We start from the raw sequence: 23,715 nt of genomic DNA, 5'->3' as shown, positions 1-23,715 counted from the left end.
CCTCCCTCCCCCCCCCCCCCCCCCCTCTACCCCCCCCCCCCCCCCCCCCCCCCCCCCCCCCCCCCCCCCCCCCCCCCCCCCCCCACGCCTGTGCCCGGCGGGTCAGGGATGCGGGACGATCGCGGTCGGGGCGGCCGACCGGTGGAGCAGGCCGCGGGTGACGGGACCCACCCGGGCACCGGCGGGACCGCCCTGCCGACGGTGTCCGACGACCACCAGCGTGGCGTCGGCCGAAGCGTCGACGAGGTGGTCGACCGGGCGGCCGATCACGCACTCCGCCGTGACGGGAACGGCGGGGAACCTCTCCCGCCACGGCCGCAGGACCTCGCCGAGCGCGACGGGCTCGAAGGAGCGCGCGCCGCCGGCACCACCGGCCGGTGCGGGCCCCGGGACGCTCCAGCCGTACACGATGTGCAGCGCCGCCCCGCGCGAGGCCGCCGCCTCGAACCCGTACCGGAGGACCGCGTCGTCGGCCCGGGAGACGTCGAGGCCCAGTACGACGTCCTGCCGGGCGCGGACCGTCCCGCGACCGCACCCCGCCTCCTCCGGTACCGCCGCTCCCCCCGGGCCCCGCCGGCCCGGGACGACGACGACCGGGCACCGGGTGCGGGCCAGCAGGGCCGTGGCCGCGGGGAGGCCCGCCGGACCGCCGGACGTGCTCGGCGCCGTGGCGCCCACCACGAGCACGGCGGCGTCGCCGGCGGACGCCCGCACGCCGTCCCGGGCCGCGCCGGCACCGGCCTTGGGGAGGTGGACGACGCGCAGGGGGAGGCCGCGCAGGCCGGCCTCTTCCGCGGCCCAGTCGACGGCGCCCTGCGACTCCGCCGACTCGTCGAGCCACGCAACGACGGATCGAGACATACGGTTCCCTCCGAGGGTGGAAGATCAGGCGGCGCCGGGGAGCGGACCGCCCGGCATTGGCTAGGTGCGCGGCGTGATGAGGCCGTAGTGGCCGTCGTACCGGTGGTACAGGACGCTGCCCCGGCCGGTGTCCGTGTCGAGGAAGAACACGAACGGCAGGCCCGTGAGCTCCAGTCGCGTCCGCGCCTCCGCGAGGCTCGTCCGGGGGACCGGGCCCGTACTCGTCTCCCAGCACGGCTCACTCGCCACGGGCGCGCCCGTCCCGCCCGCCGAGGAGACCCGGTGGTGGCCGGTGCGGGCGTCGCGGTACACGATGCTGTCGGCCCCGGTGGCGGAGTCGGTGAAGAGGTGGAAGTCGTAGTCCATGGCCTCCAGGTCGAAGATCGCGTCCTCGGGCGTCTGGGAGGCCAGGCCGAACGACTTGTGGCGCACGATGCGCCGCTCGTCCGCGGGCACGTGGTGCCGGTGCGGGCGGTGCTCGTCCCCGTCCCGTACCGCCGCCGGGGCGGGGCGGCGGCGGGCCCGGGCCAGCCGGGCGGTGAGGCGGGCCTGGAGCAGGTCGACGGCCTCGTGCATGGTGGCCGCCGCCACATGGGCCCGGACCGGCCGTCCGTTCACGTTCACCACGGCCTGCGCCGAGGAGGCTCGGACGATCGCCGGGTTCGCTGCCTGCACGAGCTTCACGCGGGCCGCCAGAACGGGCTCGCCCACGTGCTCCAGTACGGCGAGCAGCTTCTGCGACGCGTAGCGGTCCGCGCCCCGGGGTACGCGGCCGCGCCGCTCCACCAGCACGTCGGGGGCCGGGGCGGTCTTGATCGGGTTCATCTGCGATCCCTCCTTGATCGCCTCCAGCCTGGCGCCGCCCGCGGTGCGGGGGCAGGGGCCGACCGGCCCTGTCCGGGCACCGGCGGTCCCTCGCCGCAGACTTGGCCGACGGATTCGGGCCGCATCCCTCTCCGGTCCGGGACCACCGCCCGCAAAGGCTGGATAGGCTGGGGCCGTACAGAGCGTGATGTTCGGAGGAGGTCCTGTGGGTGTGGAGGAGCCGTTGTCGCGGATGCCTCAGATGCGGCTGGACGAGCTGCTGGAGGAGCTGCAGGCGCGCATCAACGCGGCTCGCGGGACCCGGGACCGGGTCCACAGCCTCCTGGAAGCCGTGGTCTCGGTGGGCCGCGAACTCGACCTGGCGCAGGTGCTGCGCCGCATCGTCGAGGCCGCCGCCCAACTCGTGGACGCCCGCTACGGGGCGCTGGGGGTCATCGGGCCGGACGGCCGGACGCTGTCGCAGTTCCTGACCACCGGGCTCACGCAGGAGGAGATCGCGCGGATCGGCCCGCTGCCGGCCGGGCACGGGCTGCTCGGCGAGATCATCCACAACCCCGAACCGCTGCGGCTGCGCGATCTCGGCGCCCACGAGGCGTCGTACGGCTTCCCGCCGCACCACCCGCCGATGCGTACGTTCCTGGGCGTGCCCATCCGCGTGCGCGACCAGGTCTTCGGCAACCTCTACCTGACCGACAAGCGGGGCGGCCAGGACTTCGACGCCGAGGACGAGTCGGTGATCGCCACCCTCTCCGTCGCCGCCGGCGTGGCCATCGACAACGCCCGGCTGTACGAGAACTCGCAGCGCCAGCAGCGGTGGCTCCAGGCCAACGCGGAGATCACCAACAGCCTCCTGTCCGGCAGCCCCAGGCTCGCCGTCCTCGAACTGATCGCCCGACGTGCACAGGAGATCACCGGGACGCTCCTCGCGGACGTGTCGGTTCCGGTGCCCGGAACCGGCGACCTGGTGGTGGAGCTGGCGATCGGGGCGGAGGACGATCCCCGGCAGGGCCTGGTGGTACCCGTCGACGGCACTCTGTCCGGCGCCGCCTACACGTCCGGCAGCCCCGTCACCTCGGCCTCACTGGCCGAGGACACGCAGTACCACGCCGGCCTTCGGCGGTTCGAGGATCTGGGACCGGCCGTGGCGGTGCCCCTGGGCACGGGAGCCGAGGGCACCCGCGGCGTCCTGCTGCTGGCGCGCACCGCGGACGGCGCGGTCTTCACGGACGAGGAGCTCGACCCCCTGCTCGCCTTCGCGGGCCAGGCCGCCCTCGCGCTGGAACTGGCCGAACGCCGGCACGACGCCGAGCAGGTGGCGCTGCTGGAGGACCGCGACCGCATCGCCCGCGACCTCCACGACCTGGCGATCCAGCGGCTCTTCGCGACCGGCATGACCCTCCAGAGCGCGGCACGGCTGGTCGAGCACAAGGGGGCCGCCGAGCGGGTAGAGCGGGCCGTCGCCGACCTGGACGAAACGATCAAGATCATCCGCTCGACGATCTTCGGCCTGCGGGCCCGCGACGAGGACGCGGGGCCCAGCCTGCGCGCCCAGGTCGCCCGTGCCGTCGGCGAGGCCGCCTCGGCCCTCGGCTACCCGCCGCGGCTCAGCATGGAGGGCCTGCTCGACACCGACGTGCCGACGCAGGTGGCGGACCACGTCATGGCGGCGCTCACGGAAACGCTCAGCAACGCGGCCCGGCACGCGCACGCCACGCGCGTGGAGGTCAACGTCCAGGCCACCGCCGAGGAGGTCATCCTCACCGTGGCCGACAACGGCAGGGGCATCCCCGAAGGCGGTCGGCGCAGCGGCCTCGGGAATCTGGAGGAGCGGGCGCGCGCGGTCGGCGGAACGTTCGTCGTCGAAGGCCCGGAGACGGGCGGCGCCCGCCTCGTGTGGCGGGCCCCCCTGGCCGCCGCCGGCGGCGTGTGACCCCGGCTGCCGTGCCGCCCCCGGATCAGTCGGAGGGCGGCACGGCAGCGGCCCCGCCGGGGGCGCCTGCGGCCGCGGGCGAGGCCGCGACCAGCGGGTCGGGCAGCAGCAGGAAACCGGTGACGATGTCGGGCCGGATGCGCAGGGCGTGGTCCATGACCCCCGCCACCCAGGGCCGGAGCACGAACCGGTAGCGGTCCAGCAGGCCGGGATCCGTCACCAGGCGTGCGTATCCCGTGACGACCACGCTCCAGCCCGTGCGGGAGTCCGTGTCGATCGCGTCCGCCTCGTACGCCACGACCAGGCCCGGGCCCTCGGCGGGAGAGGTCAGGGAGGCGAGCGTCGTACCGTCGTGGATGCCGACGACGAGATCGTCGCCGTCGAGGCAGTGGTTGACGGGGCGGACGGCGGGCAGCGCCTGGTGCGTGAACACGATCCGCCCCAGCGGGACGCTCCCCAGCAGCCGCAGCGCCTCGGTCCGCGACAGAGGCGCCGGATACCGCGGCGCCGCCTCGCGGCGAACCCCCGCGTCCCGCGCGTGGTCGTTCATCGTGCGCACCCTTCACTGCGACTGTGAGGCCTGATCCTCCCGGTCCTGACACCCAGCGTTTCCGTATCCGCCTCCCCGTACCAGGGCCGAACGGACCTTTCGACAGGCCCCCCGACCGCCCGTGCCCGTCGGGCCGTCCCGCCCCTCACGCGAACGTGCACGGGATCGCGCGGTCCACCCCCAGGACGCGCAGGACCGTACCCGGCAGGCGGGGGACGCGGCGCAGGCTGAGCCGGCCCCCGCCGGTGGCGCACCGCCGCTGCAGACGCAGGAAGAGCTCCGCCCCGGCTGCGTCGCAGAAGGTGAGGCCGGCCAGGTCCACGACGACGTCTATGCCGTCGCGCGCCGTCGCCGACATCAACTCCGGCTCGATCCGCGTGGCGGTGTCCAGGTCGAGCTCACCGGCGAGAGCCAGAGCCGTCGACCCGTTGTCCTGCACCTGCGCCGTCAGCCTGATGGGGGTGGTGGTCATGGACTGCCTTCCTTGGCTCAAGGGGCGGAAGATACGTCGCCCACCTCGAAAGCCCACCACCCGGCCGCGGGAGCGGAACAGGTCCGCAGGCCCCCGGCGGAGGGCCGAAGGTCCCTCCCGGCCGTCCACGACGGGACTGCCGCGCGGCTGCGCGGCACAGCACCGGCCGGCCGCCGGATCCGCGCCGTCCCGCAGATCCCGCCCCGGCCCGCCAGGGCCGCAGGTCCCGATCCGGCGGGCCGCCCCGTCCGCGCCGACCCGTGACCGGTCGGGCCGCGGGCCGGGACCGTTGCCGCCCCGTGGCCGGCTCCCGCCGATGACAAGGTTCATGACATCGCTGCGCACCGCACGGCACCAGGGCACCAGCCCGCCGGACAGGGCCGCGCGGCCCCCGATTCCACGCCCCGGAGGACACCATGCCCTTTCACGTCGCGTCCGAGACCGGTCGGCTCAGGCAGGTCGTCCTGCACAGGCCCGACCTGGAACTCAAGCGGCTCACGCCCGGCAACAAGGACGCGCTCCTCTTCGACGACGTGCTGTGGGTCAAGAGGGCCAGGGAGGAGCACGACGCGTTCGCCGACACCCTCCGCGACCGCGGCGTCCGAGTCCACCTCCTCGCGGATCTCCTGACCGAGACCCTGGCGCTTCCGGCCGCGAGGTCGCTCGTGCTGGAGCGGGTCTTCGACCCCCGGGAGTTCGGGCCGCTGGCGACCGACCGCATCCACGCCTTCTTCGACACCCTGGAGCCGGCCGAACTGGTCGCCTGCCTCATCGGAGGCGTGACCAAGCGGGAACTCCTCGGCCGTACGGGCAGTTTGACCAGCGTACGGCTGCACGCGGCGGCTCCCGACGACTTCGTCCTCGCCCCGCTGCCCAACCACCTCTTCACCCGTGACACCTCCTGCTGGGTGTACGACGGGGTGAGCGTCAACCCCATGAAGAAGAGGGCGCGGCGCCGCGAGACCGTCCACTTCGAAGCGATCTACCGGCACCACCCGCTGTTCGAGAAGGGCGAGTTCCACCGGTGGTCGGACGGCCAGGCCGGCTACCCGGCCACCATCGAGGGTGGCGACGTCCTGGTCATCGGCAACGGCGCCGTACTGGTCGGCCTGAGCGAGCGCACCACGCCCCAGGCCGTGGAGAACCTGGCGCTCAGGATGTTCGCCGAGGGCTCCGCCCGCCGTGTCGTGGCACTCGACCTCCCCAAGAGCCGCAGCTTCATGCACCTCGACACCGTGATGACGATGGTCAGCGGGGACACGTTCACCCGGTACGCCGGACTCGGCGCGCTCCCCGCTTCCACGATCGAACCCGGCCCCGACGGGCAGGGACTGAAGATCACCGAGCACGCGCCCGGCGACATGGACCAGGCCATCGCCGAGGCCCTGGGCCTCGACTCGATCCGGGTGCTCGCACCGAGTCAGGACGTCCGCTCGGCGGAGCGGGAGCAGTGGGACGACGGCTGCAACGTCCTGGCCGTGGAACCCGGCGTGGTCGTCGCCTACGAGCGCAACGTCACCACCAACACCCACCTGCGCAAGAACGGGATCGAAGTCATCACCATCCGCGGCAGCGAGCTCGGCCGGGGCCGCGGCGGCCCCCGCTGCATGAGCTGCCCCATCGAGCGCGACGCCGCCTGACCGCGGCCCGTTCCGCACCCCTCTCTTCCTCTCCCCTCCCTTTCCTTCCTTCCTTCCGAGCCGACCAGGAGTCGCCATGCCCGGCACGCTGCGCCACCGCCCGTTCCTCAAGGAGCTCGACCTCACCGCCGACGAATTCCGACACCTGCTGGAGCTGTCCGCCCGGCTCAAGGCCGCCCGCTCCGCCGGAAAGGCAGAACCGCACCTGCGCGGCAAGAACATCGCCGTCATCTTCGAGAAGACGTCCACGCGCACCCGCTGCGCCTTCGAGGTCGCCGCCCACCAGGAGGGCGCGCACGTCACCTACCTGGACCCCGCCGGCTCCCAGCTCGGCCACAAGGAGTCCGTCAAGGACACGGCCCGTGTCCTCGGCCGCTACTACGACGGCATCGAGTACCGGGGCAGCGACCAGAGCGTGGTCGAGCAGCTGGCCCGGCACGCCGGCGTCCCCGTGTGGAACGGGCTCACCGACCAGTGGCACCCCACCCAGTCGCTCGCGGACGTGCTCACCATGTGGGAGCACACCGACAAGCCCCTGGACCAGGTGTCCTTCGCGTATCTCGGCGACGCCCGCAACAACGTCGGCAACTCCCTGCTGATCACCGCGGCCATGCTCGGCATGGACGTCCGCATGGTCGGGCCGCGCTCCCTGCACAACGCGCCCGACGTGGTGGAGGAGGCCCTCCGCATCGCCGCCTCCACCGGAGCACGCGTCACCGTGACCGAGGACGTGGCCGAGGGCGTGGCCGGGGTCGACTTCGTCTACACGGACGTGTGGCTGTCCATGGGCGAGCCGGCGGAGCTGTGGGACGAGCGGATCGCCCTGCTGAAGCCCTACCAGGTCACCACCGACGTCCTCAGGGCCAGCGGCAACCCCAGGGTCAAGTTCATGCACTGCCTGCCGGCCTTCCACGACAGCGACACCACCGTCGGGGCGAAGATCGCCGCGCGGACCGGCATGACGGCCATGGAGGTGACGGACGAGGTGTTCGAGTCGCCCCACTCCATCGTCTTCGACCAGGCGGAGAACCGGCTGCACACCATCAAGGCCGTCCTCGTCGCGACCCTCGCCGACTGACCGGACCCGGGAGACCCTCATGCGTGTCGTCGTCGCCCTGGGTGGCAACGCCCTCCTCCGCCGCACCGAACGCCCGGACGCCTCCGTCCAACTGGCAAACGTCCGCACGGCCGTCGCCGCACTGGCGCCCCTGGCCCAAGACCACGAACTCGTCATCACCCACGGCAACGGCCCCCAGGTGGGCGTACTCGCCCTCCAGAGCGCGGCCGACCACTCCCTGAGCAGCCCCTACCCGTTCGACGTCCTCGGAGCGGAGACCCAGGGCATGATCGGCTACTGGCTGCTGCAATCCCTGCAGAACGCCCTGCCCGGCCGGCAGGTCTGCGCCCTGCTGAACCAGACCCTCGTGTCCGCCGCCGACCCCGCCTTCGAGGACCCCCGGAAGTTCGTCGGCCCGGTCTACGAGCGGGCACAGGCCGAACGGCTCGCCGCCGCGCACGGCTGGACGGTCCGCCAGGACGGCCCGCACTTCCGGCGCGTCGTCCCCTCGCCCCGCCCCCAACGCGTCGTCGAAACCCGGTTGATCCGCCTGCTGCTGGAGTCCGGGGCCGTGGCCGTCTGCGCCGGCGGCGGGGGAGTACCCGTGATCCGGGACGACGATGGGCGGCTCACCGGGGTCGAGGCCGTCGTGGACAAGGACCTGACGGCAGCCCTGCTGGCCGAGGCGCTCGACGCCGACGCACTGCTCCTGCTCACCGACGTACCCCACGTCGAACTCGGACACGGCACCCCCGAGGCGACACCGATCGGCCGCACCACACCCGCCTTCCTGCGCTCGCACCGCTTCCCGGCGGGATCGATGGGACCCAAGGTCGACGCCGTGTGCCGCTTCGTCGAACTGACCGGCGGCACGGCCGCCATCGGCGCCCTCGAAGACGCCCGAGCCATCCTCGACGGTGCCGCCGGCACCGTCGTCACCCCCGGCGGCCGCCCCGCGCAGCTCCGCTCCGACACCCCCCAGGACAGATGAGATGACGACCAGCAGCCCGCCCGGAGCGACCACCTCCGCCGAAGCGGCGTTCACGGCGGACGAGCCCCGAGACCCGGCCCGCCGCTTCCGCTTCCCCTCGGCCTTCACCGTACTGATCGCCGTCACCGTCGCCGTGTGGGCGCTCACCTTCGTCATACCCGCCGGCCGCTACGACACGGAGGACGGCAGCCCCGTCCCCGGCACGTACCACCCCGTGGAGGTGTCGACAGGCTTCTGGGACCGGCTGAAGGACCTGTTCCTGTCACCGGTCAACGGCCTGTACGGGGTGACGGACGCGGAAACCGGCCTCACGGCCCCCGGCGCCGACGGGGCGTTCGCGGGCGCGGCGGGCGTGTTCCTCTTCATCCTCGCGGTCGGCGCGTTCATCACCGCCACCGTGCGCACCGGGGCCCTCACCGCGGGCGTCGCACGGCTCGCGCACCGCCTCCGGAGCCACCGGACGCTGCTGCTCGTGGTGCTCGTCACCGTGTTCTCCCTCGGCGGCACCACCTACGGCATGGCGGAGGAGACGCTCGGCTTCTACGGGCTCATGGTCCCGCTCATGCTCAGGCTCGGCTACGACCGGATGGTGGCCGCGGCCGTCATCATGGTCGGCGCCGGCGTCGGCACCCTCGCCTCCACGGTGAACCCGTTCGCCACCGGCGTCGCGTCCGCCGGCGCGGGCATCGGCACCGGGGACGGCATCCTGCTGCGGCTGGCGATGTGGGCCTGTGTCACGGCGATCGCGGCAGCCCACATCGTCCGGTACGCCCGGCGGGTCCTCGACGACCCCGCGCGGTCCCTGGCACCCGCCACCGACGACGACCGCCTGCTCGCGGGCGGGGACGAGCAGGCGGAGGCCCTCTCCGGCCGCCGGCGGCTGGTCCTCGGCCTCTTCGCCGGCACCTTCCTGTTCATGATCTTCGCGGTGGTCCCGTGGGCGGACCTGCACATCACCTTCCTGCCCACCCTCGGCTGGTACTTCCCCGAACTCGCCGCCCTGTTCCTCGTCGCCGCGATCCTCGTCGGGCTCGTCGGCGGACTCGGCGAGAAGGGCACGGCCGGCGCCGTCACCGAAGGGGCCGGTGACTTCGTCGGAGCGGCGATGACCGTCATGCTGGCGCGCGGGGTGACCGTCATCATGAACAACGCGGCCGTGACCGACACCGTCCTCGACGCCCTGCACAGCGCATTGTCCGGCACCTCGTCCGGTGTCTTCGGCGCCCTGATGTTCCTCGTCAACATCCCCCTGGCCTTCCTGGTGCCGTCCTCCTCCGGCCACGCCGCGCTCGCCATGCCGATCCTCGCGCCGCTGGCCGACTTCGCGGGCGTCGGCCGCGCCCTGGCGGTCACCGGCTACCAGTCCGCCTCCGGGTGGGTGAACCTGGTCACCCCGACCTCCGCCGTCGTCATGGGCGGGCTGGCACTGGCCAAGGTCGGCTACGACCGGTACCTGCGCTTCGTCGCGCCCCTGATGGGCATCCTGTTCGCGGTCGTGTGCGGATTCCTGGTCCTGGGCGCCCTGGCCGGCTGAACGGGCGGGGGCGAGGGAGGGCCGGTCGGCCCTACCCCCTCGCCCCCGCCGCGGGGACGATGGACCCATGTTCGGGAACAATGCCTTTCGCGCGCTCGGCCGGCAGGAGAGCCTGCGCCTGCTCGCCCGGGTGCCGGTGGGCCGTGTGGTCTATACCAGTCAGGCGCTACCTGCGGTCCTGCCCCTGAACTTCTTCCTGGACACGGACGCTTCCGTGCTGCTGCGGACCTCACCGGACTCGGACCTCGTACGCGCCGTCAACGGCGCTGTCGTCGCTTTCCAGGCGGACGAGTTCGACGCGGCAACCCGGTCCGGCTGGAGCGTGGTCGTCACCGGCCGGGCCACCGTGGTGACCGACTCCGCCGAGCACGAGCGGCTGGCGCAGGCCGGCCCCGCGCCGTGGATGCCGCTGCGGGAGGCCGTGTTCGTGCGGATCGCATCCGAGATGGTCACCGGCCGCGAGCTCAGCGCGGCCGGCGTCGGCCCGCGGCTTGCGGACCGCAGCCGGCCGCGCTGAGCTCGCGGCCGGCTGCACGGCGTCAGCCTGCCGCCCCTTTCCCCGGATGGGAGGCGCGCGGCTCCAGCGCGGAACCGGCCCCGCGAGCCGGGAGCGCGCGCGGCGTGCGGCCGCCGTCCGGGCCGTACCCGAAGCGGATCAGCAGCTGCGGGCGGCAACGCCGCCGCGAACCGGCCGCGGCGGCCCGCAGGTCCGGCCATTCCATGGCCTGGTGCAGCATCGAGGTCCGCACCCCGTGGACGGTCGCCGTGAGCAGCGCGCGCTGGAGTGACTGACCCGCCCGCAGCCAGTCCCGGCGCCGGTCGTCGGGCGTCCAGAGCAGCGCCACCTGCGCGTGGCGTTCGAAGCGCAGGGCGGGCAGATGCGGCAGGGGCAGCGGCCCGGTGAAATCCCGCACCGGTATGCGCCCGGAGGCGTCCTGCGCGCCCAGTGCGGTGACCGGAATGCCGTAGGCGGTGTCCGCCCCCGGGGCGGTGATCCAGGTGCGCGCCTCGGCCATGCGGCCCGGGTGGCCCGCGTTGCGGTCCTCGGCGGCCTGGGTCAGCCGCAGCAGGCGCCGCGTCTCCGGGATGCCCGGGACCTCCAGCCGTGCGCCCTCGGCACGCGCGGCCCCGACCATGTCGGCCACGACCGCGTCCGGCACCGGGCGGCCGGTGAAGGGCATCCGGCTGGTGTGGCGGCGCTCCACGGCCTCGTACAGGTCCCCCAGGGGCGGGCACGGGCCGGCTCCTGCGGGTTCGGCCAGCTGCACGGTGGCCAGCAGCGCGGGATCGGCCGCATCGGGCAGCAGCCGTACACGGGCATCCCAGCCCAGGTGTGCCGCCGCCACACGGAGATTGAAGACGGCCGCACCCGCGGCCAGACACCCGGCACGGTCCTGGGGATCGGCCAGCGGCAGTCGCCGGCCCCGCTCGGCGCGGACCTCGACCGACCGGATGTCCGGGGCCAGGCCGAACCGCCAGGGCTGGGTGTTGTGCATCGACGGCGCTGCCACCGCCGCGGCCAGCAGGGCATGGACGGCTGCGGCGTCGACGTGTCGGGTCGTCATGGCGGCTCCCTCGGCGAGGCACTTCTCCGGTGCCGTCCATGCTGCGCTGCCCGCCCACCGCGGAGCAGGGGTGATCGGCCCCGATCGGCGGGCCGTCCGGCCTCGCCCGCCGGGCGGCGCCGGACGGTGCGGGCAGGTGCCGGCAGCGGACGGTCCGCGGCCTGTTCGCCCTCCAACCGCGGCCGGAGGCCATCGCGGGAGCACTGCTGCTGTTCCGGCTGCACGCCCTGACCGCGTTCCTGCTCTTCGCCACCTGGCTCTTCACCCGCCTCGGCCACGTGGGGAGCGCCCCCGTCGGCTACCTGGTCCGGACCTCCCTGGTCCACCGGCGGCGCACCGCACCGGCGGCGGCCCCGACGTCCGCGGAAGCGGCCGCCAGGCCGCGACCGGGGAGCCGCGGCGGCCCGGCTCCTGCTGGAGCCGGGCCGTTCGGGGGTTCGTCAGGCGAGGGCGAGGAAGAGCTTCTCCAGCTCCGCCTCGGTCATGGGGGCCCGGTCCGGGTCGGCTTCGGCCATGCACTGGCGCATGCCGCTGGCGACGATCTTGAAGCCGGCGCGGTCCAGGGCCTTGGAGACGGCGGCGAGCTGGGTGACGACGTCCTTGCAGTCGCGGCCGGCCTCGATCATGGCGATGACGCCGGCGAGCTGTCCCTGGGCGCGGCGCAGCCGGTTGAGGACCGAGCTGACCGCGTCGTCATCGACTTTCACCAGTTGCCTCCAGGCGTCGTGCGTTCTCTCTCCAGGGTACCCCAGGGGGTATGGGGGGTCGGTGGTCAGGCCGCCCGGAGTGCGGCGAGGGTGGCGGAGAGGTCTCCCCGGTGGGGGCGGTTGTGGGGGAGTTTGGCGAGGAGGGCCGCCATGCCGCAGGTGTCGGTCAGGGCCGAGTAGACCAGGCCGCCGGCGATACCCGCGGAGGCGAGGCGGAAGGCGGGGCGCAGGCGGCCCAGCGCGAGGCCGGCCAGGACGACGGCGCCGGCCGTGAGGCGGACCTGGCGCTCCATGGCCCAGGCGGTGCGCCGGGTCCCGCCGGGGTGGTGGAGGGTGTGGCCGTCGGCTGCCCAGGCCGCCGTGCCGCCGGTGAGGGTGGCGGTGGTGATGCCGTGGGCGGCGAGGGTGCGGCAGGCGCTCTCGGAGCGGGCGCCGGAGGCGCAGACGACGAGGAGGTCGCCGCGCCGGGCCGCGTGGCGGATGTCGGGGAGCGCCCGGTCGAGGTGGTCGAGGGGGATGTTGAGGGCGCCGGGGAGGTGGCCGGTGGCGTACTCGCCGGGGGTCCGGACGTCCAGGACGATCAGTTCGTGGAGGCGGGCGCGGGCCTCGCCGGTGTCGAGGGCGGGGGGAGTGGACATGGGTTGGTGTTCCTTGCTTCTTCTCGGTGGTGCCCGGTGGGGGCGGCCCGCGGGGCGGGCCGGGGCCGGGCCGGTCAGCGGAGGGAGTCGACGAGCATGAGGGCGGCGACAGCGAGGAGCGCGAGCGCGAAGACCCGCTGCAGGGCGGATCCGGAGACCTTGGCGGCGAGGCGCCGTCCGTCCCACGCTCCGAGCATCGCCGCTCCGGCGAAGGGGGCGACCACCGCCCAGTGGAGCGGCGCTTGGGTGCCGGCCCGTGCGGCGAGCGCGGCCAGGGAGTTGACCGTGACGACCAGGAGGCTGGTGCCCACGGCGGCGCGCATGCGCAGTCCGAGGACGGAGACGAGGGCGGGGACGGCGAGGAAGCCCCCGCCGACGCCGAGGAACCCGGTGAGCGCGCCGAGTCCGGCACCCGCGCCGGCGGCCCGCGCGGGCCGCACGGGCGCGAGGGGCGGGGCGGGGCCGGAGGGCCGGAGCATCGCGATGGCCGCGACGGCCGCGATCACCGCGAACGCCGCGGTGAGCAGCGCCGCGGGCAGCCGGGCGGACAGGGTGCCCGCCGCGACCGCGGGCAGGATGCCGGCCGCGGCGAACAGCGCGCCGGTCTTCCAGCGGACGTTGCCTGCGGCGGCATGGGTGGCGAGGGCGGTCGCGGAGGTCGCGCTGACGATGATCAGGGAGGCCGTGGCGGCCGCGGCCGGGGTGAAGCCGAGGAGGTAGATCAGGACGGGAACGGCCAGGACGCTGCCGCCGCCTCCCAGCGCCCCGAGGGCCAGGCCGATGACGGCCCCGGCGGCGAGGGCGAGGACGAGGGTGCTCACGCTGTCCGGCCGCGGCTTCCGCGGGCGCCCGTGACCGGCAGCCCGGCCGACGCCCAGGCGCTCATGCCGCCCTCGACGTCGACGGCTTCCGCTCCGCGGCCGGCGAGGAGCCCGGCGGCCTGCTGTGATCGCCGCCCCGAGCGGCAGATCACCACCAGGGGCCGGCCCTGGGCCGCGGCGGGCAGGCCGGCACCGGCGGCCAGCCGGGAGAGCGGCACGTGCACGGCGCCGGGGGCGTGGCCGGCGTCCCACTCGGCGTCCTCACGCACGTCGAGGAGGACGGCGTCGCCGTCGGTGGTGCGCCGGTGCGCCTCATCGGGGGTGAGGCGGGCGGGGGTGCGGCGGAGGAGGGGCATCGGTGTTCCTTCCGGTGTCCCGGTGGCAGCCGGGAGGGTCGTGGTTCAGCCGGCGGTGCCGGAGGTGAGGGGCAGTCCGGCGTCGGCGGCGGCCTCGAAGGAGTCGTCCACCGCGACGACGTCGCGGCCTGCGGCGTCCAGCAGGGAGGCGGCGATGGCCGCCCGCATGCCGCCCGCGCAGTGCACCCACACCCGTCCGGCCGGCACGTCGGCCAGGCGGCGGTGCAGGTGGTGGATGGGGATGTGCACGGAGCCCTCGATCCAGCCCGTGGCGCGTTCGGAGTCCCGGCGCACGTCGAGGACCACGTCCGGGCCGGGGTGCCGGGCCGCGAGGTCGGCGAAGGTGGCGCGGGGGAAGGACCGCGGGGTGCTGCCGGCCGGCAGCCAGTCGCGGACGCGGCCCGTCGCGGCCGCGGCCGGACGGTCGATGCCGACGCGCGCCAGCTCCCGCTGGGCCGCGGCGAGCTGCCCGGGCGATTCGGCGAGGAGGGTCACGGGCTTGCCCCACGGGATCATCCAGGCGAGATAGGTGGCGATCTTGCCGTCGGCCTCGAAGTTGAACGAGCCGGCGACGTGGCCCCGGGCGAACGCGATCCGGTTGCGCAGGTCCACCACCCACTCCCCGGCGGCCAGCCGCTCCGCGATCTCGGCGGCGTCGGCCAGCGGAGGCGCGGTCAGGTCGACCGGCGCGGGGCCCTCGGCGTTGGCCGGGCCCATGTGCGCGTAATAGGCGGGCACGTCCTCCAGCCCGGCCAGCAGGCCGGCGACGAAGGAGTCGACGTCCTTGACGAGCGCGTCGTTGACGGCCTTCTCCTTGCCGATGGTCGTGGCCTCGCCCTCGGCCTGCGAGGAGGAGCAGAAGCTCCCGAACCCGTGGGTGGGCAGCACCGGCGTCTCTTCCGGCAGTTCGGCCGCCAGCCGGTGCGCGGACGCGTGCTGGGCGCGTGCCAGCTGTTCCGTCAGCCTCGGCTCCACCAGGTCGGGACGGCCGACCGAGCCGATCAGCAGCGAACCGCCGGTGAACACGGCAGCAACCCGGCCCCGGTCCTCCAGGACGTAGGAGGTGTGGTGCGGGGTGTGGCCCGGCGTGGCCATCGCCCGCAGGGCGACCCCGTCGTCCACGGCCACCACGTCGCCGTCGGCGACCGGGGTGCGGGCGAAGGCGACGCGGGCGGCGGCGGGCACGAGGTAGGCGGCGCCGGTGATGCGGGCGAGGTCCGGCCCTCCGGTGACGTAGTCGTTGTGGACGTGCGTCTCCACCACGTGCGAGATGCGCACCCCTCGGGCGGCAGCCGCCGCCAGCACCCGGTCGACGTCGCGCGGCGGGTCCACCGCCACCGCGGTCTCCGCGCCGCCCGCCAGATAGCTGCGGTTTCCGAGACCTTCGGTGTCGATGGTGTCGATGAAGTACACGATGCTCCTTTCGCCCGAATTATTACCCCCGGGGGTATGTCTTCGAGACTAGCACGAGTACCCCCGGGGGTATCGCTGACGCGGCGCGGCGAACCGGATGCCCCTCCCGCACCGGCCGCCCGCACCCCGGCGGCCGACCCGCCCCGGTAACGTGCCGGACACGGGCGGTGTCGTACGGGACGGGGGGAGGGCGGTTGTTGCGCCTCGAGGCGGTGGGCAAGCGCTACGGCCGTGGCGATTGGATCCTGCGGGACGTGGACGTGGAGGCCCCGCCCGGGGAGGTCGTGGCCTTCACGGGCGGCAACGGATCGGGGAAGTCGACGCTGCTGCGGATCGCGGCCGGCCTCTCCCGGCCCACCCGCGGCACGGTGGCCGCGCGGCCACCCGTCGTCGGATACGTCCCGGACCGGTTCTCCCCGAACGAACGCATGTCGGCCGCGGCATACCTCACGCACATGGGCCGCATCCGCGGGCTCGGCACCGCGGCAGCCGCGGCCCGGGCCGACCGGCTGCTCGACCGGCTCGGCCTGGTGGGCGGCCTGCCCTCGCGCACGCTCCGCTCCCTCGCACGGCACGCCCGCCAAGGCAAGCGGTTCGGGCGGACCCGGGCGGTTCTTTGGCGGAAGTTGCTCAAGCCGGGCCGGGGGCGCTTCCGCGGTACTAGCGTCCACAGCCCGGCACGCGCAGCGCCCCGCCCCGCCGTGGCGCCGCCGACGCACCCCACCCCGGAGGCCGCCCGCCCATGCACACCGGATCGCCGCCCGCCAGGACACCCCTCGCCGTCCTGGCGCTGGTCGCAGCCGTGGCCGCCCTGCTCCTCGGCGGGGCCGGCACGGCCTCCGCCCACTCCGGGCTCACGGGATCCGACCCTGCGGACGGCTCGGTCCTCGCCTCGGCGCCCGCGCACGTCACGCTGACCTTCACCGAGACGGTCGGCCTCTCCGAGGATTCGCTCCGGGTGCTGTCCCCGGACAACGAACGGGTCAACCCGCGCCCCGCGCAGCACGCCGACGGCAAGGGCAACACCGGCCGGGTGGAGCTCGCCGACGGGCTCGCCCAGGGCACGTACACGGTGGCGTGGCGGGTCGTCTCCGCCGACGGGCACCCCATCTCCGGCGCGTTCGTCTTCTCCGTGGGCAAACCGTCCGAGACCGCCACCGAGGTGCCTGACACGTCCGCCGGCGACACCGCGGCCGCCCGCGTCCACGGGGTGTTCCGCCTCGTCGCGTACGGCGGGCTCGCCCTCCTCGTCGGCGCCGCCGCGTTCGTCCTCGTGTGCTGGCCCGGCGCCGCGGCGCTGCGCCCGGTGCGCCGGCTGCTGGCCGCCGGGTGGGCGGCGCTCGCCGTGTCCACCGCCGCCCTGTTGCTGCTGCGGGGCCCGTACGAGACCGGCGGTCCGCTGACGGCGGCGTTCGACCCGGACCTGCTGGGGCGGACCGCCACCGGGAAGCCCGGGGGAGCGCTCGTCGTACGCCTCCTCCTGCTCGGCGGGGCGGCCGTACTGCTGCGGCGGCTGTCCGGCCGGGCCGGGGATCCGGAGGGCGGACGGGCGGAGGAGTGGCGCCCCGGCCGCCGGGTCCGCCGGGCGGCGGCGGGGCTCGCGCTGGGCCTCTCGCTGACCTGGGCCGCCGCCGAGCACGCCGCCGCCGGGGTCCAGGTACCGCTGGCCGTCCCCGCCTCCGTCCTGCACCTGCTGGCCATGGGGGTCTGGCTGGGCGGCCTCGTCACGCTGGCGGCCGTCCTCGGGCGCCGGAGGGCCGGCGGCCCTGCCGTGCCCGCCTCCGCGGTCGGACGCTTCTCGACGCTCGCCTTCGGGGCCGTCGCCGTCCTGGCCGGCACGGGCCTGTACCAGTCGTGGCGGCAGGTCGGCTCCTGGGAGGCGCTGTCCGCCACTTCCTTCGGCAGGACCCTCCTCGTCAAGACCGCCGTCGTGATCCTGATGCTGTGGGCGGCGTCCTTCTCCCGGCGGCTGGCCGCCCGCGTCGTCGACACGGCCGACGCGACGGCTGCGGATACCGGGGCCGAGCGGCCCCGGGAGCCGGCCCTGGCAGGGGCGGGGACGGCTCCCGCGGGCCCGGCCCCGGTGCCCGGCGTGCCGGCCGCCGGCGACAGGGCCGGCCCGCCGGCGCCCGACGGGACGGAGGGGCAGCAGCGGCGGCGCCTGCGCCGCACCGTGGCCGCCGAAGCCGCACTGGGCGTCCTGGTCCTGGCGGTCACCACCGTGCTCACCGGGACCCAGCCCGGCCGCGCCGCCGTGCGGAGCGCCGAGGCGGCGGCCGCGCGGGGGCCGCAGGTGCGGGTGGTCACGGTCCCCTTCGACACGGGGACGGCCGGACACCGCGGCACGGTGCAGGTCACGCTGTCGCCGGGACGCGTCGGGGAGAACTCGGTCGAGGCCGTCGTGTTCACCGAGGACGGCGGCCTCGCGGCCGTGCCCGAAATCCGCGTCGACCTCACCCACAACGCCCTGGACATCGGACCGATCGACGCGAAGCTCACCGACCGGAAGGGGTACTGGGCCGCCTACGACCTGCGGCTGCCCGTGCCGGGCGAGTGGACCGCCGCCATCACCGTCCGCACCGGCGACATCGACCAGGCGACGGTCCGCGCCCCGGTGCCCGTCACGGGGCGGCCGAAGTGAGCGGCCGCCCGCCGGGCCGCGAAACGCGGGCGCCGGCGGCCCCTCCCCGGCTCCATGAAAGGAGCCGGAGGGGGCCGCCGGACGGCGCGCGGGGCGCGGGCTACCAGGAGCGGCGGAAGTTGACGTGGCCGCCGTCGCGGTCGAACCAGCCGCGGAAGCCCCAGTTGATCCAGCCGCCGTCGCCGTTGTTGGTGAACTGGCCCGACTCGAAGATCCACAGACCGTAGTGGACGTTGCCCCACTGGACGTTGGCGTAGACCCGGGTCCCGCTGAAGCGGTCGTCGTAGTTGTGGCTCAGGTTGAACAGCATCACGTTGTGCCGGCCGCCGGCCGCGTCGAAGGCCTTGTCGACCGCCTGCTGGACGAAGGAGCCCCGGTCACCGGTCTTGATGCCGCGCAGCGCGTCGGCGATCGCCTTGCCGCGGCCCATCTGGTCCATGGAGACGGTGACGGTGACGCTCTTGTCGGCCGCCGGCGCTGCGGCGGGGGAGGAGTCGGGCGCCGGGGCGGCGGTGGAGGCGGAGGCGGGGCGTTCGGCTGCCTGGGCCGGGACCGCGGCCGCCCCGGTCAGGACGGCGGCGGTGAGGGCGAGCGTGGCGAGGGTGGTCTTGCGGCGCATGGAAGGAAGTCCTTTTCCGTGAGGGCTGGTTGCCGAAGGGGTGGGGCCGGGGGTGCGTGTGCCGGCGCGGGTTACCAGGAGCGGCGGAAGTTGACGTGGCCGCCGTCGCGGTCGAACCAGCCGCGGAAGGCCCAGTTGATCCAGCCGCCGTCGCCGTGGTTGGTGAACTGGCCCGACTCGAAGACGATCACCCGGTACGTGCCGTGGATGCCGCTGACCTTAGCGTCGTAGACGATGCCGTTCAGATGGGCGGTGTGCCGGTTGGCGTCGTTGACGACCATGACGTTGTAGCGCTGGCCGGTCTCGTAGAAGGCGCCCTCCATCAGGGACTTCACGTAGCCGGAGCGGTTCTGCTTGCGCTCGATCGCCTCGGTGACGATGTTGAGGATCTTCTGGGTGATGTCGAGGACCGCGGAGGCCACGTCGACCTTGCCCGCGAGGGCGCCGGCCTCGCCCGGGGTGACCGCCTGCACCGCGGCCGGCCGGGGCTGCGCCGCGGGCGTCTCGACGGCGTACGAGGCGGTGGCGGGGAGCAGGACGCCGGCGGCGGCGACGGAGCTGACGATCGCGAGGGCGATGCGCTTGCGGTTGAGGGACATGAAATTTCTCCTTTTGGACGCCAGTCCGATGATTTTTCGGGCGTGCGGAGGCCGTGAGGCCGTTGGGCGGAACAAGGTGAAAGACTTCGGGTGGATACCGCGGCCGGGGCGCCGGATTTACGGAGCCGGGGGCCGGCCCGCGTACCGCCCCGGGGGGCCGGCCGGAGAAAGAGAGGACATCGGGCCGATTTCGGCCGATCCCCTTCGGCGGGGCCTTCCGCCGGGCCGTACTGCTGATTTACTCGATGGACCTTTCGGGCCGTGGAGGCGGCGGGGTGCTTTTCGTCACCACGAGGTGGTGAGATGCGCGGCGGCGTCGTCCCGGAAGGGGCGGCGGGCGCCGCCGAAACGGCCCGCCGGCGAAGGGAGAGCGCCGGCGGCCCGCCGGAGCAGCAGGACCGCGCAGGACCCTGCGCAGAGCACCGAGAGGGCCGGCCACCAGGGAAAACGCTGTTCCCGGCGGCCGGGAGAGGGCTTCGGCATCGGGTCTTTCCAACGACTTTCGCGTGAATCGGAACCCGGTAGGGCCGGACGGGCTCTAGAGGACCGGGGGGCAGTGGGTCGCGGGGTTCGTCCACTCGGTGTCCCCCGGCCGGCTGTCGCAGGGGGCCGGCGGCTTCGCCGAAATGGCACCGGTGTAGCCGGCGGGCACCGCTGTGGCCGCAAGGCCGCCCGTAATGACCGTGGCGAGCGCCGCCGCACAGAGGAACCGGGTGAACTTCATGCTGAACTCCTGAGGACCTGGGCGTGAATTCCGAGCGGAGAATCCTGTCGGCGTCTTTCCTTTCCGACGGCTCAAGAATCACCCGGGGGAGAACTCCCGGTCCAGGGCGGGCGGCCCTCAGCAAGGTGCGTGGCACGAAAGAGAGGGGTGGCAAATTTGGACAGAAAGCAGCAAACGGGGGTGTCGGGTGGCGGCAGGGGCCGCTTACGGGCGGCGGCCCCCGAACCCGGGCACGAGGAGCCGCCGCACGAGCCGGGCGACCTCGGTCCCGCAGCACTCCGGCTCTACGCGCGGCTGCTGGAGCACGGCCCGGCGCCGGCCGCGGACCTGGCCGCCGGACTCGGGCTGGACGAGGACGCGGCGGAGCGGGCAGCCGCCGAACTCACCCGCAGCCGGCTGGTCGTCCGCGACCCCGGGGCCCCGGCCGCGCCGCTGCGCGCCGTCAGCCCCTACACCGCGACGGCCGAACTCGTCGGCCCGGAGGAGAACGCCCTGCGCCGCCGCCTGGAGGCACTCGAACGCACCCGGGCCAGGATCGGCGCGCTCATCCCGCTGTACGAGGAGGCCTACCGGCGCGGAGCCGACACGGGAGCCGTCGAGGTCGTCGAATCCCGCGACCGGGTCATGCTGCTGATCTCCGACGCGGCGGCCCGCTGCACCGAGGAGGTGCTCACCGTGCAGCCGGGCGGCGGCCGCCCGCCCGGCTACCTGGAGCGCGCCCTGCCCCGCGACCTGGAGATGCTGCGGCGCGGCGTCCGCATGCACACCCTCTACCAGCACACCTCCCGCTACAGCGCCGGCACCCAGGAGTACGTGCAGGCGGTGACCGCGGCCGGCGCCGAAGTCCGCACCCTGGGCGAGCTCTTCGGCAAGATGCTGGTCTTCGACCGGACCACCGCCTTCCTGCCGGTGTGGGACAACCCCGACGCGGCGGTGGTGCTGCGCGAGCCGTCCGCCGTCGCCTTCCTCCGCTCCGTCTTCGGCCACGCGTGGAGCCTCGCGGAGCCGTACGGCGCCGCGTACACGGCGGCGACCTCGGCCCAGCTGCACGACACCATCGCCGCGCGGCTGGCCGACGGCGCGAAGGACGAGCAGATCGCCCGGCGGCTCGGAATGTCCCTGCGGACCTGCCGCCGGCACATCGCCGAGCTGATGGACGAACTCGGCGCCGAGAGCCGCTTCCAGGCCGGCTACCTCCTGGCGCGCCGCTCCCGCGGCGCCCTCGACGGGGCCGGGCCGGCGGAGGTGGCGCCCGAGCCGGCCCCGCCGGAGGCTGCCCGCCACGCCGCGGCCGGCGGCTGACCTTCCGAAGCCGTGCCGGGGGCTGCGGGGGACCCCCGGTGCGGCGGCAGTCAGGGGACGGCGTTCAGTTCGGCGACGATCGAGGCCGGGGTGTGGCCCGTGCCGTCCGACAGGCGGTGGAAGTCCACCGACACGTAGTTCGGACTGCGGCCGCCCGCCGCCGGGCGGCACTGCTCGGCGATGCGGTTCCGCAGCTTGGCGCCGTTGTCCAGGGCCGCGGTGAGGACGGTCGGCACGTTGCGGTGGTGGCTCATCGTGAACAGCCGCCGGAAGCCCGGCTCCCGGCGGTCCAGGGGCACGTCCGGCCAGCGCGTGACGCACGCGAGGTCGTTGCCGAGGTCGCCGAGGCTCCAGTAATTGCTCACCGTCCACGACCGGTCGTACATGACGCCCATGTGCTCGCGGTCGGAGCGGTCGGAGAAGACCAGCAGGCGCTTGTCCGCCGTGACGAGGTCGGCGACCTTCGGCCAGCCGTGCTGCCGCACGCCCCACTCGTCCGGCCGGAACAGCAGCTCGGACAGCCCGCGGACCCGGGAGAGGGAGCTGCCCAGCTGCTCGGCGCTGACGTAGTCCTCCAGGAACACGGTGACGACCTCCTGCGGGTGCGCGGTGAGGAAGTCCACCACCGTCTGCATCGTGCCGTGGAAGGACTGCCGCGGCAGGGCATACGTGGCGCCGGCGAAGGCCTTGCAGTCGCCGTGGCACAGGTAGACGTCGCTGGGGTAGCAGTCGCTGCCGAAGCTGATGACGCACAGCCAGGTGCTGCGCTCGTACCAGTGGGTGTCCAGGCTGAGGCCGCGGACGCCGTTGTCGAGCTGGGCGCGCACCGACTCGGACTGGTTCACCGAACTCCAGCGGGAGTCCTCGTAGTTGGTGAAGGCGTTGTGGGTGGTCAGGAAGGCGGCGTCGTCGAGGCGGCGGTCGCCCCAGCGCGCGGCGGCGGCCGCCGCGTCGACGCCCTTGCGGGGCCCTGCCGGGCCGGGGGCGGCCGGCGCGGGCGGAGCGGCGCCGAGGAGAGTCAGCAGGAGGAGGCACAGCAGGCCGGTGAGGCCGGCTCTGCGCCGGCGGACGCGGCGCCCGAAAGGCGTGTCCATGTCAATCATGCGCAGAGGGTAGCGCGTCCTCCTGCGAACGGCCCGCACGCGGACGCGTTCGGCCGATAACCGACGGCCGGCCCTGCAGCACAAGCCCAGGCCCGACAACCACCGGTGCACCGGGACCGGCAGCCGCCAGGCCCGCCCGCCGAGCCGCCAGACCGGCCGCGCCCGTCAGCCGGGGAGCGCGCGGGCGACGGGCCTGCGGGCCAGGGCGGGCGAGCGGGCTCGGGGTGTCAGGCGGGCGGCCGCCCGGCCGCCGCGGTCAGTTCGGCCGGGACCGGGGGACCCGCCGGGGACGGCGGGCCGGACCGCACCGCCGCCGGTGGCGCCGCGGCTCCGGGCAGGGCGCCCTCCAGCGCGTCCAGCGCCCGCCGGGCCTCCGCCAGGCGGGCCCGCAGCTCGGCGGCCTGGACGGCCGGGTCCCCCTCGGGGCGGCTCCGCTGCTTGAGGCCCAGGCGGGCCTGCCGCTCCTCCTCCCGGGCCTCTTCGAGCGAACCCAGCACCACCCCGATCAACACGTTGACCAGCACGAACGAAGCCAGCAGCACATACGAGGCGTAGTACACGAGGGTGAGCCGCGACAGCTCCAGCCCCGACCGCACCGCGTCCCCGAAGCCGTCCATGGTCGTCAGCAGGAACAGGGTGAGGCAGGCACGGCCCACTGATCCGAAGTGCGCCGGGTCCGAGGCGGCGAAGCACAGCCAGCCCACCATCGCGTACACGTACACGATCAGCGCGCCCATGCACAGGAAGCTGAGCGTGCCGGGGACGGCGCGGGCCACCGCGAGGAACAGCACCCGCAGCTGCGGCAGGAAGCGGGCCGTCCGCAGGACGCGGGTCACCCGCAGCAGCCGTAGCAGGCTGGTGTTCTCCCGTACGAAGGGCAGGCACGCGGCCAGGAGCACCGCCAGGTCGAAGAGGTTCCACGGGTCGCGGAGGAAGGCCGTCGGCCGGTCGGCGCACGCCGCGGCGCGTAGGGCGAGTTCCAGGGCGAACAGCGCGAGGAAGGCGGTCTCGGCACCGGACAGCAGCGGCCGGTGCGCGGCGGCGAACCCGCTGTAGGTCTCGGCCCCGAGCAGCACCGCGTTGCACAGGATCAGCGCGAGGACGCCGATCCCGAAGGCGCGGGAGTCCACGGCGGTCCGGCAGCGTGCGGCCAGGCGGATGCGGGCCGGGGCGGAGGGGGCGATGGCAGTCAAGCGTGGTCCTCGAACGGTCGGGAGCGGGCGGTGCCCGCCCGCCCGTGCCCGGTCCGCTGCACGGCGGCGGCGCGGACGCGGAGGCGGCAGCGGATGCGTCACCGGCGGCGATCGTGACAGTTCGGGCGCGTTCCGCCTGCGTGCGCTCACCCCCAGGAGTGGATTGAACCGGCT

At 74.6% G+C, this 23,715-nt stretch carries 23 protein-coding genes and 2 pseudogenes; 10 read left to right on the top strand and 15 right to left on the bottom strand.

Translation table 11 applies throughout. From position 1 onward, the window contains the following. Positions 1-102: 102 nt before the first annotated feature. The gene (locus tag ACZ462_RS04680; RefSeq protein ID WP_467809914.1) at positions 103-861 is read right to left on the bottom strand and encodes a universal stress protein; all 759 of its coding nucleotides are present in this window, start codon (positions 859-861) and stop codon (positions 103-105) included. A 60-nt stretch (positions 862-921) separates the two neighbouring features. Further along, on the bottom strand, positions 922-1,686 hold the full coding sequence (locus ACZ462_RS04675) for a sigma 54 modulation/S30EA ribosomal C-terminal domain-containing protein (protein WP_467809915.1): 765 nt from the start codon (positions 1,684-1,686) through the stop codon (positions 922-924). Between the two features lie 205 nt (positions 1,687-1,891). Between ACZ462_RS04675 and ACZ462_RS04670 the strand changes: the two genes are divergently transcribed. After that, positions 1,892-3,616, top strand: coding sequence for a sensor histidine kinase (locus tag ACZ462_RS04670; RefSeq protein WP_467809916.1), 1,725 nt, complete (start codon positions 1,892-1,894; stop codon positions 3,614-3,616). Between the two features lie 25 nt (positions 3,617-3,641). Here ACZ462_RS04670 and ACZ462_RS04665 read toward each other — a convergent pair whose 3' ends face one another. Beyond that, positions 3,642-4,166: a pyridoxamine 5'-phosphate oxidase family protein gene (locus ACZ462_RS04665; RefSeq protein WP_467809917.1), complete on the bottom strand. Its 525-nt coding sequence runs from the start codon at positions 4,164-4,166 to the stop codon at positions 3,642-3,644. A 145-nt stretch (positions 4,167-4,311) separates the two neighbouring features. Continuing rightward, a complete protein-coding gene (locus ACZ462_RS04660; protein ID WP_467809918.1) occupies positions 4,312-4,638 on the bottom strand; it encodes an STAS domain-containing protein in 327 nt (108 codons plus the stop codon). A 416-nt stretch (positions 4,639-5,054) separates the two neighbouring features. Between ACZ462_RS04660 and ACZ462_RS04655 the strand changes: the two genes are divergently transcribed. The 5 genes from ACZ462_RS04655 to ACZ462_RS04635 all read left to right on the top strand — a co-directional run bounded on the left by ACZ462_RS04655 (position 5,055) and on the right by ACZ462_RS04635 (position 10,377). Next, a complete protein-coding gene (locus ACZ462_RS04655) occupies positions 5,055-6,278 on the top strand; it encodes an arginine deiminase (protein WP_467809920.1) in 1,224 nt (407 codons plus the stop codon). Positions 6,279-6,354: 76 nt separating this feature from the next. Beyond that, on the top strand, positions 6,355-7,356 hold the full coding sequence (argF, locus tag ACZ462_RS04650; RefSeq protein WP_467809921.1) for an ornithine carbamoyltransferase: 1,002 nt from the start codon (positions 6,355-6,357) through the stop codon (positions 7,354-7,356). Between the two features lie 19 nt (positions 7,357-7,375). After that, the gene (locus ACZ462_RS04645; protein ID WP_467809922.1) at positions 7,376-8,326 is read left to right on the top strand and encodes a carbamate kinase; all 951 of its coding nucleotides are present in this window, start codon (positions 7,376-7,378) and stop codon (positions 8,324-8,326) included. 1 nt (position 8,327) lies between these two features. Further along, positions 8,328-9,860 carry a YfcC family protein gene (locus ACZ462_RS04640; protein WP_467809924.1) on the top strand — a complete coding sequence of 511 codons (1,533 nt, stop codon included), beginning with the start codon at positions 8,328-8,330 and terminating at the stop codon, positions 9,858-9,860. Between the two features lie 67 nt (positions 9,861-9,927). Continuing rightward, on the top strand, positions 9,928-10,377 hold the full coding sequence (locus ACZ462_RS04635) for a pyridoxamine 5'-phosphate oxidase family protein (RefSeq protein ID WP_468251362.1): 450 nt from the start codon (positions 9,928-9,930) through the stop codon (positions 10,375-10,377). Between the two features lie 22 nt (positions 10,378-10,399). Here ACZ462_RS04635 and ACZ462_RS04630 read toward each other — a convergent pair whose 3' ends face one another. Continuing rightward, complete coding sequence (locus tag ACZ462_RS04630) at positions 10,400-11,425, bottom strand: Acg family FMN-binding oxidoreductase (RefSeq protein ID WP_467809347.1); 1,026 nt, start codon at positions 11,423-11,425, stop codon at positions 10,400-10,402. 83 nt (positions 11,426-11,508) lie between these two features. Here ACZ462_RS04630 and ACZ462_RS04625 point away from each other — a divergent pair. Beyond that, a pseudogene (locus ACZ462_RS04625) lies at positions 11,509-11,748 on the top strand (respiratory nitrate reductase subunit gamma); the annotation flags it as partial. Between the two features lie 117 nt (positions 11,749-11,865). Here the strand turns inward: ACZ462_RS04625 and ACZ462_RS04620 are convergent. The 5 genes from ACZ462_RS04620 to ACZ462_RS04600 form a co-directional block, all read right to left on the bottom strand. After that, positions 11,866-12,132: a metal-sensitive transcriptional regulator gene (locus ACZ462_RS04620; RefSeq protein WP_467809348.1), complete on the bottom strand. Its 267-nt coding sequence runs from the start codon at positions 12,130-12,132 to the stop codon at positions 11,866-11,868. A 65-nt stretch (positions 12,133-12,197) separates the two neighbouring features. Beyond that, positions 12,198-12,770, bottom strand: coding sequence for a rhodanese-like domain-containing protein (locus ACZ462_RS04615; RefSeq protein WP_467809349.1), 573 nt, complete (start codon positions 12,768-12,770; stop codon positions 12,198-12,200). A gap of 74 nt (positions 12,771-12,844) precedes the next feature. Further along, positions 12,845-13,591 (bottom strand): sulfite exporter TauE/SafE family protein, encoded by a 747-nt coding sequence (locus ACZ462_RS04610; protein WP_467809350.1) that lies wholly within the window; start codon positions 13,589-13,591, stop codon positions 12,845-12,847. Then, the gene (locus tag ACZ462_RS04605) at positions 13,588-13,947 is read right to left on the bottom strand and encodes a rhodanese-like domain-containing protein (RefSeq protein WP_467809351.1); all 360 of its coding nucleotides are present in this window, start codon (positions 13,945-13,947) and stop codon (positions 13,588-13,590) included. Before ACZ462_RS04605 ends, ACZ462_RS04610 begins: the two co-directional genes overlap by 4 nt. A gap of 45 nt (positions 13,948-13,992) precedes the next feature. After that, a complete protein-coding gene (locus ACZ462_RS04600) occupies positions 13,993-15,360 on the bottom strand; it encodes an MBL fold metallo-hydrolase (protein WP_467809352.1) in 1,368 nt (455 codons plus the stop codon). A 197-nt stretch (positions 15,361-15,557) separates the two neighbouring features. Between ACZ462_RS04600 and ACZ462_RS04595 the strand changes: the two are divergent. Together ACZ462_RS04595 and ACZ462_RS04590 are read left to right on the top strand one after the other, a co-directional pair. Beyond that, positions 15,558-15,896, top strand: a pseudogene (locus ACZ462_RS04595) (ATP-binding cassette domain-containing protein); the annotation flags it as partial. A gap of 206 nt (positions 15,897-16,102) precedes the next feature. Further along, the gene (locus ACZ462_RS04590) at positions 16,103-18,001 is read left to right on the top strand and encodes a copper resistance CopC/CopD family protein (protein WP_467809353.1); all 1,899 of its coding nucleotides are present in this window, start codon (positions 16,103-16,105) and stop codon (positions 17,999-18,001) included. Positions 18,002-18,101: 100 nt separating this feature from the next. Here the strand turns inward: ACZ462_RS04590 and ACZ462_RS04585 are convergent, their stop codons facing one another. From ACZ462_RS04585 to ACZ462_RS04575, 3 genes are all read right to left on the bottom strand, one after another. Continuing rightward, the gene (locus ACZ462_RS04585) at positions 18,102-18,620 is read right to left on the bottom strand and encodes a stress protein (protein ID WP_467809354.1); all 519 of its coding nucleotides are present in this window, start codon (positions 18,618-18,620) and stop codon (positions 18,102-18,104) included. A gap of 71 nt (positions 18,621-18,691) precedes the next feature. Next, positions 18,692-19,219 (bottom strand): stress protein, encoded by a 528-nt coding sequence (locus tag ACZ462_RS04580; protein WP_467809355.1) that lies wholly within the window; start codon positions 19,217-19,219, stop codon positions 18,692-18,694. 538 nt (positions 19,220-19,757) lie between these two features. Continuing rightward, positions 19,758-19,943, bottom strand: a complete 186-nt coding sequence (locus ACZ462_RS04575; RefSeq protein WP_467809356.1) for a hypothetical protein — start codon at positions 19,941-19,943, stop codon at positions 19,758-19,760. A gap of 156 nt (positions 19,944-20,099) precedes the next feature. Here ACZ462_RS04575 and ACZ462_RS04570 point away from each other — a divergent pair, with 156 nt between their 5' ends. Next, a complete protein-coding gene (locus ACZ462_RS04570; protein ID WP_467809357.1) occupies positions 20,100-21,245 on the top strand; it encodes a LuxR C-terminal-related transcriptional regulator in 1,146 nt (381 codons plus the stop codon). 50 nt (positions 21,246-21,295) lie between these two features. Here the strand turns inward: ACZ462_RS04570 and ACZ462_RS04565 are convergent, their stop codons facing one another. Then, positions 21,296-22,348, bottom strand: a complete 1,053-nt coding sequence (locus ACZ462_RS04565) for a PI-PLC domain-containing protein (RefSeq protein WP_467809359.1) — start codon at positions 22,346-22,348, stop codon at positions 21,296-21,298. A gap of 227 nt (positions 22,349-22,575) precedes the next feature. After that, entirely contained in the window at positions 22,576-23,541 is a 966-nt protein-coding gene (locus tag ACZ462_RS04560; RefSeq protein WP_467809360.1) for an ion transporter, read from the bottom strand. Positions 23,542-23,715: the final 174 nt, after the last annotated feature.

The sequence above is a fragment of the Streptomyces sp. NPDC031121 genome, assembly GCF_055570615.1.
This window is presented reverse-complemented; position numbering and strand designations above follow the sequence as displayed.

What these genes read in the sequence shown, in the direction of transcription:
- ACZ462_RS04615 (WP_467809349.1), bottom strand. Translation starts at nt 12,770, where the DNA reads ATGTCCACTCCCCCCGCCCTCGACACCGGCGAGGCCCGCGCCCGCCTC.
- ACZ462_RS04635 (WP_468251362.1), top strand. Translation starts at nt 9,928, where the DNA reads ATGTTCGGGAACAATGCCTTTCGCGCGCTCGGCCGGCAGGAGAGCCTG.
- ACZ462_RS04605 (WP_467809351.1), bottom strand. Translation starts at nt 13,947, where the DNA reads ATGCCCCTCCTCCGCCGCACCCCCGCCCGCCTCACCCCCGATGAGGCG.
- ACZ462_RS04655 (WP_467809920.1), top strand. Translation starts at nt 5,055, where the DNA reads ATGCCCTTTCACGTCGCGTCCGAGACCGGTCGGCTCAGGCAGGTCGTC.
- ACZ462_RS04665 (WP_467809917.1), bottom strand. Translation starts at nt 4,166, where the DNA reads ATGAACGACCACGCGCGGGACGCGGGGGTTCGCCGCGAGGCGGCGCCG.
- ACZ462_RS04645 (WP_467809922.1), top strand. Translation starts at nt 7,376, where the DNA reads ATGCGTGTCGTCGTCGCCCTGGGTGGCAACGCCCTCCTCCGCCGCACC.
- ACZ462_RS04680 (WP_467809914.1), bottom strand. Translation starts at nt 861, where the DNA reads ATGTCTCGATCCGTCGTTGCGTGGCTCGACGAGTCGGCGGAGTCGCAG.
- ACZ462_RS04630 (WP_467809347.1), bottom strand. Translation starts at nt 11,425, where the DNA reads ATGACGACCCGACACGTCGACGCCGCAGCCGTCCATGCCCTGCTGGCC.
- ACZ462_RS04575 (WP_467809356.1), bottom strand. Translation starts at nt 19,943, where the DNA reads ATGAAGTTCACCCGGTTCCTCTGTGCGGCGGCGCTCGCCACGGTCATT.
- ACZ462_RS04585 (WP_467809354.1), bottom strand. Translation starts at nt 18,620, where the DNA reads ATGCGCCGCAAGACCACCCTCGCCACGCTCGCCCTCACCGCCGCCGTC.
- ACZ462_RS04580 (WP_467809355.1), bottom strand. Translation starts at nt 19,219, where the DNA reads ATGTCCCTCAACCGCAAGCGCATCGCCCTCGCGATCGTCAGCTCCGTC.
- ACZ462_RS04590 (WP_467809353.1), top strand. Translation starts at nt 16,103, where the DNA reads ATGCACACCGGATCGCCGCCCGCCAGGACACCCCTCGCCGTCCTGGCG.
- ACZ462_RS04660 (WP_467809918.1), bottom strand. Translation starts at nt 4,638, where the DNA reads ATGACCACCACCCCCATCAGGCTGACGGCGCAGGTGCAGGACAACGGG.
- ACZ462_RS04640 (WP_467809924.1), top strand. Translation starts at nt 8,328, where the DNA reads ATGACGACCAGCAGCCCGCCCGGAGCGACCACCTCCGCCGAAGCGGCG.
- argF (WP_467809921.1), top strand. Translation starts at nt 6,355, where the DNA reads ATGCCCGGCACGCTGCGCCACCGCCCGTTCCTCAAGGAGCTCGACCTC.
- ACZ462_RS04675 (WP_467809915.1), bottom strand. Translation starts at nt 1,686, where the DNA reads ATGAACCCGATCAAGACCGCCCCGGCCCCCGACGTGCTGGTGGAGCGG.
- ACZ462_RS04565 (WP_467809359.1), bottom strand. Translation starts at nt 22,348, where the DNA reads ATGATTGACATGGACACGCCTTTCGGGCGCCGCGTCCGCCGGCGCAGA.